Annotated in this window: 14 protein-coding genes; all 14 read left to right on the forward strand. The window is 71.7% G+C overall.

Annotated features, from left to right (window positions below; translation table 11 throughout):
- Positions 1-34 precede the first annotated feature (34 nt).
- Positions 35-337 carry a flagellar hook-basal body complex protein FliE gene (fliE, locus tag AAFX79_00605; GenBank protein ID MEO1007047.1) on the forward strand — a complete coding sequence of 101 codons (303 nt, stop codon included), beginning with the start codon at positions 35-37 and terminating at the stop codon, positions 335-337.
- 167 nt (positions 338-504) lie between these two features.
- Positions 505-2208, forward strand: a complete 1704-nt coding sequence (locus AAFX79_00610; GenBank protein MEO1007048.1) for a flagellar M-ring protein FliF C-terminal domain-containing protein — start codon at positions 505-507, stop codon at positions 2206-2208.
- Between the two features lie 39 nt (positions 2209-2247).
- Positions 2248-3285: a flagellar motor switch protein FliG gene (gene fliG / locus AAFX79_00615; protein ID MEO1007049.1), complete on the forward strand. Its 1038-nt coding sequence runs from the start codon at positions 2248-2250 to the stop codon at positions 3283-3285.
- 13 nt (positions 3286-3298) lie between these two features.
- Positions 3299-4060, forward strand: coding sequence for a FliH/SctL family protein (locus AAFX79_00620; protein ID MEO1007050.1), 762 nt, complete (start codon positions 3299-3301; stop codon positions 4058-4060).
- Positions 4057-5418, forward strand: a complete 1362-nt coding sequence (locus AAFX79_00625) for a FliI/YscN family ATPase (protein ID MEO1007051.1) — start codon at positions 4057-4059, stop codon at positions 5416-5418. Before AAFX79_00620 ends, AAFX79_00625 begins: the two co-directional genes overlap by 4 nt.
- Positions 5419-5421: 3 nt before the next feature.
- Entirely contained in the window at positions 5422-5886 is a 465-nt protein-coding gene (locus AAFX79_00630; protein ID MEO1007052.1) for a hypothetical protein, read from the forward strand.
- Positions 5887-5889: 3 nt separating this feature from the next.
- Positions 5890-6690 carry a hypothetical protein gene (locus AAFX79_00635; GenBank protein ID MEO1007053.1) on the forward strand — a complete coding sequence of 267 codons (801 nt, stop codon included), beginning with the start codon at positions 5890-5892 and terminating at the stop codon, positions 6688-6690.
- The gene (locus AAFX79_00640) at positions 6608-7780 is read left to right on the forward strand and encodes a flagellar hook-length control protein FliK (GenBank protein MEO1007054.1); all 1173 of its coding nucleotides are present in this window, start codon (positions 6608-6610) and stop codon (positions 7778-7780) included. Before AAFX79_00635 ends, AAFX79_00640 begins: the two co-directional genes overlap by 83 nt.
- A gap of 36 nt (positions 7781-7816) precedes the next feature.
- A complete protein-coding gene (locus tag AAFX79_00645; GenBank protein ID MEO1007055.1) occupies positions 7817-8233 on the forward strand; it encodes a flagellar hook capping FlgD N-terminal domain-containing protein in 417 nt (138 codons plus the stop codon).
- Positions 8230-8670, forward strand: coding sequence for a hypothetical protein (locus tag AAFX79_00650; protein ID MEO1007056.1), 441 nt, complete (start codon positions 8230-8232; stop codon positions 8668-8670). Before AAFX79_00645 ends, AAFX79_00650 begins: the two co-directional genes overlap by 4 nt.
- Before the next feature lie 38 nt (positions 8671-8708).
- Entirely contained in the window at positions 8709-10460 is a 1752-nt protein-coding gene (locus AAFX79_00655) for a flagellar hook-basal body complex protein (protein ID MEO1007057.1), read from the forward strand.
- A gap of 17 nt (positions 10461-10477) precedes the next feature.
- Positions 10478-10675, forward strand: coding sequence for a flagellar FlbD family protein (locus AAFX79_00660; GenBank protein ID MEO1007058.1), 198 nt, complete (start codon positions 10478-10480; stop codon positions 10673-10675).
- Between the two features lie 102 nt (positions 10676-10777).
- A complete protein-coding gene (locus tag AAFX79_00665) occupies positions 10778-11563 on the forward strand; it encodes a MotA/TolQ/ExbB proton channel family protein (GenBank protein ID MEO1007059.1) in 786 nt (261 codons plus the stop codon).
- A 3-nt stretch (positions 11564-11566) separates the two neighbouring features.
- A complete protein-coding gene (locus AAFX79_00670) occupies positions 11567-12313 on the forward strand; it encodes a flagellar motor protein MotB (GenBank protein MEO1007060.1) in 747 nt (248 codons plus the stop codon).
- Positions 12314-12321 lie beyond the last annotated feature (8 nt).

Consider the following 12321-nt stretch of genomic DNA (forward strand, 5'->3'; position numbering starts at 1 on the left):
GCGCTAGCGTGCAAGCGATATGGAGCAGGCGAGCATGAGCGATCCCATCGGGCTGATCGGAGCATCGGGCGCCTCCCCGGATAACCGCGCCGACCGCGCGTCGGATCGGGGCGACGGCGCCGCGTTCCGCGATGCGCTCTTCGGCCAGCTCCGCGAGGCCTCACAGATGCAGCAGGACGCCGACCGAGCGATCGAGGACCTCCAGACCGGCGAACGGCAGGACCTCGAGGGCGTGCTGCTGGCCACCCAGAAGGCCGACGCCGCCTTCCGCCTCCTCCAGCAGATGCGCAACAAGGTGATGGAGGCCTACCAGGAGATCCAGCAGCTCCGCGTCTGACCTCGCGCCCCCTGCCAATCTGGTAACCCGGGCAGCGCACGAAGTGCGCCCATGATCGGTTTCCTGCGCCCTCTCAAGACTTGAGGCCGTCCGTGCCGATCGACCCGGCACGCCAGGGGCGGATGCCCCGCGCGGGTAGCGCGTGGAACGCGCGAGGGAGCCGGGGCGTGGAGAACGCCGCACAGCAACAGGCCAAGGAGCGGCTCTCGGGGCTGCTCCAGCATCTGCAGCGGCTGGGGCCGACCGAGAAGCTGCTGATCGGCAGCCTTGCCGTCATACTGATGCTGGCGCTCTTCCTGGTCGCCCAGTACGCCGGCCAGCCCAGCCAGGTCGTCGCCATGACCATCTCCGACGCGGGCAACCGCGCGGCCGCGCTGACCTTCCTGCGAGGCAGCGGGATTCCCGCGACCTCCAGCGACACCGGCGAGGTCTTCGTGCCCGATGGCCAGGCCGTCATCGCCCGCGCGATGCTCCAGGAAAACCAGGTCGTGCCCATGGAGTCGATGTGGCTCGTCGACGAGCTGCGCGAGGGCCAGAACTGGATGAACTCCCGGCAGGACAACCACCAGCAGTCGGTGGCGGCTCGCGCCAAGATGCTCTCCATGGATCTCTCGCGCTGGCGGGCCCTCCGCTCGGCGGCCGTCCACCTCGACGTGCCCGAGCCCGGCGGGCTGGGCCGCACCCACCGCGACCCCAGGGCCTCGGTCATGGTGCACTCGCAGAACGGCGAGCTGTCGCCCGAGACCGTCGACGCCATCGCCGCGACGATCGTCGGCTCGGTGGCGGGCATGCGGCCCGAGCACGTGGCCATCGTCGATGGGGCGACGGGCATGGCCTATCACGCGCGGGACGCCCGCGTCCGCGACTCCCGCTTCGCCCTCGAGCAGCGCAGCCAGTACGAGGGCATCCTCGAGGACAAGATCCGCGAGCTGCTCCGCGACATCCCCGGGCTCTCGCTCAGCGTGCTCGCCCGGCTCGACAACGCCCGGCGGACGCAGCAGTCCGAGACCTTTGAGAAGCCCGTCACCGGCATCGTCAGCGAGTTCCGCAAGGAGACCAGCCAGGAGAACACCAGCCGCGGCGGCGTCGGCGGCACCCGATCCAACGAGGCGATGTCGATCTCCCAGGGTTCCGCGGCCGGAACCTCGCTCACCGAGAGCGAGGAGAAGAGCGACTTCGAGGCCCGCTTCGGCAAGACCGTCGAGCAGTCCGAGGATCCCGGCGGCGATGTCGAGAGCGTCTCGGTCATGCTCGGCGTGCCTCGCTCCTACGTGCGCCGCCTGCTCGAGCTTGAGCAGCTCCCACCCGCCGAGGGCGAGGAGCCCGCGCAGCCCAGCCCCCAGCAGATCAGCCAGCGTTTCGGCCAGGTCAGCGAGGACCTGGAGGCGACCATCCAGAAGGCCCTTGCGGTCATCGTGACCAACGAGGCCACCGGCGTGGCGGTCACCGTCTCGATGCTCAACGACGCGGGCGGCACCGCCCTAGGTGGCGCGGCGTTCGGCGCCTCCGGCCCGCTGGGCGGCGCCGGAGGCGGCGGCCTGGGCCTGGGCGGCGGGCTGATCGACAAGGCCGTGCTGGGCGTGCTCGCCGTCGTCTCCGTGGGCATGATGCTGATGCTCGTCCGCCGCGCCACCAAGAAGGCCGAGCTGCCCACGCCCGAGGAGCTCGTCGGCGTGCCGCCCGCGCTGCAGGGCGACGGCGACCTCTTCGGCGAGGCCGAGGAGGGCGAGATCGCGCTGGCCGGCATCGAGCTCGAGGACGAGAAGGTGCACGCCAGCAAGATGCTCGAGCAGGTCGGCGACCTGATCGAGAGTTCCCCCGAGATGGCCGCCGGCCTGCTCGGCAACTGGATCCGCGCCGACGACGACTAGCCCGCCCGACCCTCTGCCCGACCCAGGAGCCGCGACGCCGTGCCGCGACACCCCAACGAGAAGCTCCCGACCAGCCCCATCGACCTCGATGGCGTGACCAAGGCGGCCATCCTGCTGCTCGCGGTGGGCAGCAGCCGGGCGGCGGGGGTGCTCAAGGCGATGCTGCCCGAGACCGTGGCCGAGGTCTCGCGAGAGCTGGCGAGCCTCGGGCCCGTGCCCAGCGCCCTGCAGGAGGCGGTCGTCAAGGAGTTCTATGAGGCCACCATGGCCAGCGAGTTCGCCGGCGAGGGTGGCCTCGACTTCGCCAAGGAGTTGCTGATGGGCGCCCTCGACCCCGAGGAAGCCCAGAAGGTGCTGCACCAGATCCAGACCCAGGTGCAGAAGACGCCCTTCAGCTTCTTGCAGCGGGCCGAGAGCGAGAACCTGCTCACCTTCATCCAGGACGAGCACCCGCAGACGATCGCCCTCATCCTCTGCCATTTGAGCCACAACAAGGCGGCCGAGATCCTCGTCGGCCTGCCCATGCAGAAGCAGATCGAGGTCATCAAGCGCATCGCCAACATGGAGCAGACCAATCCCGAGGTCATCCGCGAGGTCGAGAAGGGCCTCGAGAGCCGCCTGAGCAACATGCTCATGCAGAGCATGGAGAAGTCCGGCGGCGTGCCCACCGTCGCGGAGATGCTCAACCTCGCCGACCGCTCCACCGAAAAGGCGATCATGGAGGGCCTCGAGGCCGAGGACCCCGACCTGGTCGAGCAGATCCGCCGGCTGATGTTCGTCTTCGAGGACATCATGCTCGTCAATGACAAGGGCATCCAGGCCGTGCTCAAGGAGGTCGACAACGACGAGCTGACCCTCGCGCTCAAGACGGCCACCGACGAGCTGCAGGAGAAGATCTTCAGCAACATGTCCGCCCGCGCCGCCGAGCTCATCAAGGAGGACATGGAATTCATGGGTCCGGTGCGGATCAGCGATGTCGAAGCCGCCCAGCAGCGGATCGTCGATATCGTCCGCCGCCTCGAGGAGGCCGGCGACGTGATGATCCAGGGCCGTGGCGACACCGAGCTGGTGGTCTGATGCGGGGCGCGGCATGGCGGTGATTCCGCGAGCCGATGCGGAGGCCCTCGCCCGCGACGCGATCGTGCTCGACCTGGGCGATCTCTCCCGCCAGGGCGAGGCGCTGCTCGCCCGCGCGCAGGCCGCCGCGACCCAGATCATCACCGACGCCCGCGCCGAACGCGATCGCCTGATCGAGGGCGCCGCCGAGCGCGGCCACCGAGAGGGCGACGCCCGCGGATACGCCGAGGGCCTCGCGCGGGGCCGCGAGGAGGGCAGCGCCGCGGCGGTCGCGGAGATGCGCGAGCAGGTCGACGCGTTCACCGAGGCGTGGACGCGGGCCCTCGAGGGCTTCGAGTCGCTGCGGCGGGCCATCCTGGGCGAGGCGCGGCGGGACGTGCTCCGCTTCGCGGCGCTCATGGGCGAGCGGGTCGCCAAGCGTCAGGTCGAGCTCGATCCCGATCTCGCCGCCGCCCAGCTCGACGCGGCGCTCGAACTCGTCATGCGCCCGTCGCGGGTCCGCGTGCGGGTGTCGCCGGACGGGTCCGCCGCGCTGCAGCGGGCGCTGCCCGCGCTGGCGGCGCGCCTCGACGCCTCCACCGACGTCGACGTCGTGGTCGACGAAGCGCTGTCGCCGGGCTCGGTGCTGGTCGAGGCCGACGCAACCCGCATCGACGCCACCATCGAGACGCAGGTGCAGCGGATCGTCGACGCGCTGCTGCCGGCGCGCGCGTCCGATGGCGGTGATGGCGCCGCGGACGAATCGGAGCCGCCGCGGGAGTCGGATGCTCCATGACCTCGCTGGGCCACGCGATGGCGGCGCTCGACAAGCTGCTGCCGATGCACGTGGAGGGCCGCGTCGCCACGCTGCGGGGCGCCACGCTGCTCGCCGAGGGGCTGCCGCTGCCGGTGGGCACCGTGGTCCGCGTGCACCCCACGCTCTCGGGCGGGCAGCCGCAGGAGGGCGAGATCATCGGCTTCGCGGGCGACGAGACGATCGTGATGCTCATGGGCCGCCCCGAGGGCATCCGGCCGGGCGACCCGATCTGCGCGGCCCACGCCGGTGCGAGCATCGGCGCGGGCGAGGGCCTGCTCGGCCGTGTCATCGACGCCATGGGCCGCGCCTTCGACGATCGGCCGGACCCGGCCGAGGCGGCCATGGCGCCGCTCGACGCCGCCCGCATCGGCCCGCTGGTCCGCGAGCCCATCGCCACGCCGCTGCGCACGGGCGTCCGGGCGATCGACCTCGTAACGCCCATCGGCCGCGGCCAGCGGATGGGCATCTTCGCGGGCCCGGGCGTGGGCAAGAGCACGCTGCTGGGCCAGATCACCCGGCACAGCGACGCCCAGATCATCGTCGTGGCGCTCATCGGCGAGCGCGGCCGCGAGGTCCGCGAGTTCGTCGAGGACAGCCTGGGCGAGGAGGGCCTGGCCCGCAGCGTGGTCGTGTGCGCCACCGCCGACGATTCACCGCTGATGCGCGCGCGGGCGGCGCGGTCGGCGTGCGCCATCGCCGAGCACTTCCGCGACGAGGGCTGCGACGTGCTGCTCGTGATGGACTCGTTGACCCGCTACGCGCACGCGCTGCGGCAGATCGGCCTGGCGGCGGGGGAGCCGCCGACCAGCCGCGGCTACACGCCCAGCGTCTTCGCCGCCCTCGCGCAGCTGCTCGAGCGGGCCGGCGCCGTCGGGCTGCCCGACGGCCGCGTCGGCTCCATCACCGGGCTCTACACCGTGCTCGTCGAGGGCGACGACTTCAACGAGCCGATCTCCGACGCCGTCCGCGGCATCCTCGACGGCCACCTGGAGCTGTCCCGCGAGCTGGCCAATCGCGGGCACTTCCCGGCCATCGACGTGCTGGGCTCGGTCAGCCGCCTGGCGACCAAGCTCATGGACCCGACGCATGCGGCCTCCCGCATGCAGGTGCAGCGGGTGCTCGCGGCGCGGCGAGAGGCCGAGGACCTGATCCGCATCGGCGCGTACACGCGGGGCTCGAGCCGGGAGGTCGACGCCGCGCTCGAGTTGGAGCCCCGGCTCGATGCGCTGCTCCGCCAGCCGCCGGATGCCGCCGAGCCCTTCGACTCCGCCCTCGAGCAGTTCGTCCGCTTGGGCGTGGACATCGGCCAGCTTCTCGCCGCCGAGCGGCGGGGCTAGCCCGTGGCCGCCCGCTTCCGCTTCTCGCTGCAGGTCGTCCTCGAGCAGAGACGCCGCGCCGAGCGTGCCATCCAGGTCGAGGTCGCGAAGATCCAGGCCGAGCGGAACGCCGCGCTGGCCGATATCGAGCGCGCTCGGGTGGGGGCCCAGACCGAGCGCGAGCACGTCCGCCAGCGGCTGCACGGCCGGGTCGACCCGCAGATGCTGCGGCACCACGCGATGGGGGAACTCGGCGGCCACCGCCGGGCCCGCGAAGCCGCCGTCCGGCTCGCCGCGATCGACGCGCGGCTCGGAGCCGCGCAGGAGCGGCTCCGCGGGGCGGCCGCGGCCCGCGAGGCGCTCGACCGCCTCCGCGAGCGCGAGTTCGCCCGCTGGCGCGACGCCCTGGCCCGGGCCGAAGAACGAGAGGTCGACGACATGAACCTGATGCGGCGGGGTGCGCACGCGGACGATGGATCGAGGGGCTAGCAGATGAAGAGCCTGTGGACCGTGGTATCGGTGCTGGCGCTGGCCAACCTCTTCGCGCTGGCCGGCTTCGTGGGCTGGCTGGCGGCGAGCGGCCGGCTCGACGCCGAGCGGATGGAGGACATCCGGCGTGTGCTGGGCGAGACGCCCCAAGAGCGCACCGACCGGCTCGAAGGCGGGGCCGCCGAAACCCAGGAACTGCAGGATCAGATCGAGCAGATGCAGACCCGCATCGACGAGCTCACCCAATCGCCCATGACGGCGGAGCAGCAGCTGGAGATGTCGCAGAACGCCGCGCTGATGGACGACCAGCGGGCGATCCGCGCCACGCGGGAGGTCGAGGACCTCCGCAACCTGCTGGAGCGCGAGTTGGCCGACGTCGAGCGGCGGCGAGCCGATCTTGAAGCCCGCGAGATCGCCTTCGAGCAGCGGCTGGCCGAGCGGGATCGCGTCGTCGGCGAGCAGCAGTTCGCCACGGCGGTGACCACGCTCCAGGGCATGCGTGCGCCCGCGGCGCGGAACATGCTCGCGGCGATCTGGAACGGTCAGGCCGCCTCCCCCGTGCGGGATGCGCCGGCAAAGCTCGTCGTGGTCGAGTATCTTCGGGCCCTCGACGACCGTCCGCGGAACAAGATCCTGGCCGAGTTCGAGAAGGACGATCCAACGCTGGCAGCGGAATTGCTGGAACGGTTGCGAACCGATGGCCTCAAGCCCGAGGTTGCAGATGCCAGCACCGATCCAGACGCCGATCCAGCCCCCGGCCCAGGGACAGGGGCCGACGAAGACGCGGGGCCCGGCGCGCCCTGACGATCCCGCGCGTCGCGACGACGCCGCCGTCATCGCGGCCGGGCAGGCCTTCGACGCCCTGCTCGGCGTGCTGCAGGCCGAATTCGGCACCGCCCGCGAGCCCGGTGTTGTCCGCGGTGCGTCGCGGGACGACTCCGCCGCCGAGTGGAGTGCACGATCCGCGCTCGAACGCCGGCAGCAGCCGCGCAGCGGAGCGCAGCCACCGCCGACGATCGCGCAGCGGGTGCGCGAGGACGGCGGGGTCGATCGCCCCATCGACGATCGATCGGCCACGACCGGTCGTGCTCGATTCGACACGCCCGTGTCCGACGCGCTGCGATCCGCCGCACGCGGTGCGCCCTCGCACGCGGCCGCCGCTCCACCGGACGCTCCAGCGCAGACCCAACCCGCCGAAACCCCTGTACCGCCCGCTCCGTCGCCCACCAGCACGAGCACGACCGTCGCCGCGGCGAGCGTCTCGCCGGCGGCATCGGCCGCCTCCGCGAGCGCGAGTTCGCAGGGCGGTCCGCCCACGCCGGTCGCCGCGGCCGCGTCGGCCGCACGCCGATCGCACGCCGCCAGCGCAAACAAGCCAGAGGCCCCGCCGCGGCCCGATCCTGCGCGGCTGCTCCGGCTGCAGAAGGCGTTCGAGACGCAGCTCGGCCGCGGTCTCGCGCAGGCGCTGCGTTCGGGCGACGCCGTCACGCTCCGCCTCAAGCCAGGACACCTGGGCGAGCTTCGGATAGACGTGCAGGTCCGGGGCAACACCGTGTCGGCCAGCTTCGAGGCGCAGCGGGCCGACGCCCGCACGCTGCTCGAGCAGTCCCGCGAGGCGCTGCGGGCCCAATTCGAGGGCCGCGGGCTGCAGGTCGAGCGGATCGAGGTCCGCCTGGTCGCCGACGCCGACGCCCGCCGAGATGCTGGCACGCCATCTGCGGGGGATGAGCGGGGCGGCCACGCCGACGGCCGAGGCCGATCCGCGGATGCGGAGCGGGGCCGCGACCACCCGACCGATGCCCGGGGCGGAGCCCGCGGGGATGGACTCGAGAGTGCGCGCGAGGCGGAGGACTCGCGCGGGCTCGACCTGATCGCGCTCGACACCATCGCCTAGGGCGATCGGCCGGCGCGCAACCACGGCGGGGCGGGCATGACCAGCATCGATCCGACATCGGGCCTCGCCGCGTCGGCGGCCGCGCCCAACCGCTTCAACGAGCTGGACTCCGAGGAGTTCCTGGGCATCATCCTGGCCGAGCTCCAGACGCAGGATCCGCTGGCGCCCAACGACACGTCGGCCCTGCTCGAGCAGCTCTCCAGCGTGCGATCCATCGAGTCCGACACGGCCCTGGCCGACCAACTGCGGACGCTCGTAGCGGACAACCAGCTGTCGAGCGCCGCGTCGCTCGTGGGCCGCTCCATCGAGGGCATCACCGAGCAGGGGGGCTACGCCGCGGGCCGCGTCGCGTCGGTGCGGGCGGGCGAGACCGAGCCCACGCTGCTGCTCGAGACCGGCCAGCGGGTGCCCATCGGCGGGCTCATCGGCATCAACGAGGAGGGCCTGCTATGACCGGCACCCCTCTCGACCTCCTGAAGCTCGTCGGCGCCGGCGCGCGGCTGCTGGGCGCGGGCCGCGCCGAGCAGCCCGGCGGCGCAGACTTCGAGACGGCGCTGGCGGCCGCCACGGAGGGCGGCGCCGGCACCGGCCGGGTCGTCGTCGCCGGGCCGGAGCTGGGCGTGGACCTCACGCCGAGCCAGCTCGAGCGGCTCGCGCAGGCGACGGATCGCGCCGAGGCGCGGGGCGCCGAGACCGCCGCCGTGCTGATCGACGGCATGATGATCCGCGTCGACGTCGCGTCGCGGGTGGCGCTGGAGAGCGTGCCCATCGAGGACGGCGCGCTGGCCGACATCGACGCGGTCGTCTCCGCCGGGCCCGAGCGGCCCTCGGGCGACGATCTGCTGCGGGCGCTCGGACGATCGCGGGAGGCCGGCGGCTCGGCCGCCTGACGCACGGGGACCGCCCGTCGCACCGGGAGAAAAGACTGATGGCGTCGACCACCGCCCTATTCACGAGCCTGAGCGCCCTGACCGTCGAGAGCCGCCGGCTCGACGTCATCGGCAACAACATCGCCAACACCAACACCACAGCCTTCAAGGGCAGCCGGCTGCTGCAGGCCACGCAGCTGCCCCGCACCTTCAGCGTCGGCAGCCAGCCGTCGGCCGACCTCGGCGGCACCAATCCCACCCAGGTCGGGCTTGGCACCAAGGTGGCGGCCATCCAGCGGGATACCGGTGGCGGCACGATTTCGGCGACGGGCAACCCCACCGACATCGCCATCGATGGCTCGGGGTTCTTCGCGTTGCGCCGTGGCGACGACCGCGTCTTCACCCGTGCCGGCACCTTCCAGCTCAACGAGAACAACCAGCTCGTCACGCCTTCGGGCGAGCGGGTGCTGGGCTGGGGCGTCAACGATAACTTCGAGGTGCAGCAGGGCCAGCTACAGGACGTCGAGATCCAGCTCGGCAGCCTCACGATCGCCCAGGCCACGTCGACCGTCCGCTTCGACGGCGTGCTCGACGCCGGCGGTGACGTGGCGCAGGCCGGGTCGCAGACGCGGCTCTCGGCGCCCGATGGCCTGGGCTTCGAGTCGCTCGCGGGCGACGCCGTCACGCTGGAGACCTCGCTCGTCGATCTGCTCGATCCGCTCGGCGCGGGAGACACCGGCCTCTTCGCCGAGGGCCAGACGCTGCAGCTGGGCCAGACCTCGACCGTCGGCGACGGCACGCAGACCCGCGGGGCCGAACGGGGCGGACGCACGCTGCCGGTCGCGCAGCTGGCGATCACGGCGGCGACGACGCTGTCCGATCTTGCGGGCTTCCTCTCGTCGGCACTGGGGATCCAGCCCATCGGCGGCGCGGGCGTCGCGCTCGATGACGCGACGGGCCAGCTCGTCGTCGAGGGCAACGCGGGCACGGCCAACGACCTGGACATCGAGACGGCCGACTTCGTGCTGCTGGACGAGACCGGCCAGGCCACCGGCCGCAGCCCGTTCGCCGCGCAGACGGCGCGGGAGGCCGACGGCGAGTCGCTCCGCACGCCCTTCTTCGTGTACGACTCGCTGGGCGATCTGGTCGAGGCCGAGCTGACGATGGTCCTTGAAGCCAAGACCGACGCGGGCACCACCTGGCGGTACTTCCTCGATTCGGGCGAGGCCGTCGCCGGCCCGGCGCTCTCCAGCGGCCTGGTCCAGTTCGACACCAACGGCAATCTCAGCCAGGCCGATCCGGTCCCGGTCGTGCTCGACCGCGGGCCCACGGGCGCGGGCCGGCCGCTGACCTTCGACGTGCTCTTCGAGGGCGGGGGCGCCCGGCTGCAGGCCCTCGACGTCGGCGAGGGCGAGGCCCGCATCGCCGTCGACGATCAGGACGGCCTGCCCGCCGGCACGCTCAACGGCTTCGGCATCGGCGGCGACGGCATCATCAGTGGCTCGTTCACCAATGGGCTGGCGCGGCCCATCGGCCAGATCGCCCTGGCCACCTTCGCCAACCCCGGCGGCCTGATCGAGGACGGCGGCAACACCTTCGTCTCCGGGGCCAACAGCGGCGATGCCGTCATCACCGAGCCCGGCGGCTTCGGCACGGGCCGGACCCTCGGCGGCCAGCTCGAGCTGTCCAACGTCGACCTCAGCGAGGAGTTCATTGGGCTCATCCTGGCCCAGACCGGCTACTCGGCCAACGCCCGGGTCATCCGCACGACCGACGAGCTGCTCCAGCAGCTGGTCGTGCTCGGCAGGTAGCGGGAGGGCGATGCGCGATGATCCAGCTTACGAGGCTGAACGACAAGCCCTTCGTGCTCAACGCCGAGCTTATCCGGACGATCGAGGAGCACCCCGATACGACCATCACCCTCACGACCGGCGACCACATCGTCGTCAAGGAGACCGCCCGCGACGTGGTCGAACGCTCGATCGAGTACGGCCGCACGCTGCGGCGGCTCGTCCGGCCGACATAGGGCCCCTCGGCGGGGATCGCGGCTTCAAGTAGGCTATAGGTCGTTCCGATGGAGAGTCAGCGGCCGGAGCCGCGCGCGTGGTTCGCTATCGGAGCGTTAGAGATGGATCTCGGAACGGTCGTGGGCCTCGTCGTCGCCGTGCTGGCCATCGGTATCGGCGTGGTCATCGGCGGCGGCGGCAACGTCGGCGCCCTGATCGATCCAACCTCGGTCTTCGTGGTCATCCTCGGCGCGACGGGCGCGTGCGTGATCGCGTTTCCGCTCTCCCGCATGACGGGCATCGTCGGCGTCGTCAAGAAGTCGTTCTTCAACGAGCTGGGCGACCCCGCCGAGACCATCACGGAGCTGGTTCGCTACGCCGAGGTCGCCCGCCGCGAGGGCATCCTGAGCCTCGAGAACCTCATGGGCGAGATGAAGGACCCCTTCATCGTCCGCGGCGTCAAGATGGCCGTCGACGGCACCGACCCCGAGCTCATCCGCGCGATTCTCGATACCGAGCTGGAGGCCCTTACCGAGCGGCACGGCTCGAACAAGGCCGTGCTCGACGCCTTCGCCAAGTACGCCCCGGCCTACGGCATGATCGGGACGCTGCTGGGCCTGATCTTCATGCTCCAGAGCATGGACGACCCCAGCAAGATCGGCCCGGGCATGGCCGTCGCGCTCATCACCACGCTGTACGGCGCGCTCATCGCCAACTTGTTCGCGTCGCCCATCGCCGACAAGCTCGCCGCCAAGGACGCCGAGGAGATGCTGGTGAAGACCATCATCGTGACCGGCGTGATGGCGATCCAGAGCGGCGACAACCCCCGCGTGGTCGAGAGCAAGCTGCTGACCTTCCTGCCGCCGTCCCAGCGCGACGCCTTCCTGGCCTCCCGTGAGGCCGCCTGAGCCATGGCCAAGCGCAAGAAGCGCGAGCCCGCGGCCGTCCCCGAGTGGGTGGTGACCTACGGCGACCTGATGTCGCTGCTGCTGTGCTTCTTCATCCTGCTGGCGGCCTTCAGCGAGCTCAAGCAGGAGCGCGACTACCAGGACGTGGTCCGCAGCATCCAGGAGGCCTTCGGCTACCAGGGCGGCGTGGGCAAGACCCGCGTCGAGGACGTCCCCTTCGCCACCACGCTGAGCATCGACGAGGACAACTCCGAGCGCTCGCAGCAGCCCTTCATCGAGGCCGAGACCACGCAGGATTCGATCACGGGCCGCCAGGAGAGCACCAACTCGATCCACGAGGGCAGCCGCTTCATCGTGGGTGCCAGCCTGCCCTTCGAGGCGGGCTCCTCCGAGCTCACCGCCCGCGTGCAGCGGATGCTCCGCGAGGAGATCGGCCCCGAGCTGCGGGGCCACCGCGTGAAGATCGAGATCCGCGGCCACGCCTGGGGCAGCGAGGATCGGATATCGGGCCTGGACTTCTACGACCTGTCCTACCAGCGGGCCAAGGCCGTCATGGACTACCTCGCCACCGAGGTCGGCATCGATCCCAAGCTCATGGAGCTCGAGGCGCAGGCCGATGCCGAACCCGTGGTGGCGTCCCGCGGCCCGGGCGGCGGCGCCGCTTCGAATCGGCGGGTGCAGGTGGTCCGCACCGAGATCACGCCCGAGGAGACCCACCCCGATCCAAACTGGACCGGCCGGGGTCCATAAGCCGAACT

This window comes from Planctomycetota bacterium (assembly GCA_039819165.1).
Taxonomy (GTDB): domain Bacteria; phylum Planctomycetota; class Phycisphaerae; order Phycisphaerales; family UBA1924; genus JAHCJI01.

Bases quoted from the DNA above. Each gene is read 5' to 3' on its own strand.
- fliE (MEO1007047.1), top strand. From the start codon at position 35: ATGAGCGATCCCATCGGGCTGATCGGAGCATCGGGCGCCTCCCCGGAT.
- AAFX79_00655 (MEO1007057.1), top strand. From the start codon at position 8,709: ATGGCGTCGACCACCGCCCTATTCACGAGCCTGAGCGCCCTGACCGTC.
- AAFX79_00650 (MEO1007056.1), top strand. From the start codon at position 8,230: ATGACCGGCACCCCTCTCGACCTCCTGAAGCTCGTCGGCGCCGGCGCG.
- AAFX79_00620 (MEO1007050.1), top strand. From the start codon at position 3,299: ATGGCGGTGATTCCGCGAGCCGATGCGGAGGCCCTCGCCCGCGACGCG.
- AAFX79_00640 (MEO1007054.1), top strand. From the start codon at position 6,608: ATGCCAGCACCGATCCAGACGCCGATCCAGCCCCCGGCCCAGGGACAG.
- AAFX79_00665 (MEO1007059.1), top strand. From the start codon at position 10,778: ATGGATCTCGGAACGGTCGTGGGCCTCGTCGTCGCCGTGCTGGCCATC.
- AAFX79_00625 (MEO1007051.1), top strand. From the start codon at position 4,057: ATGACCTCGCTGGGCCACGCGATGGCGGCGCTCGACAAGCTGCTGCCG.
- AAFX79_00670 (MEO1007060.1), top strand. From the start codon at position 11,567: ATGGCCAAGCGCAAGAAGCGCGAGCCCGCGGCCGTCCCCGAGTGGGTG.
- AAFX79_00635 (MEO1007053.1), top strand. From the start codon at position 5,890: ATGAAGAGCCTGTGGACCGTGGTATCGGTGCTGGCGCTGGCCAACCTC.
- AAFX79_00660 (MEO1007058.1), top strand. From the start codon at position 10,478: ATGATCCAGCTTACGAGGCTGAACGACAAGCCCTTCGTGCTCAACGCC.
- AAFX79_00645 (MEO1007055.1), top strand. From the start codon at position 7,817: ATGACCAGCATCGATCCGACATCGGGCCTCGCCGCGTCGGCGGCCGCG.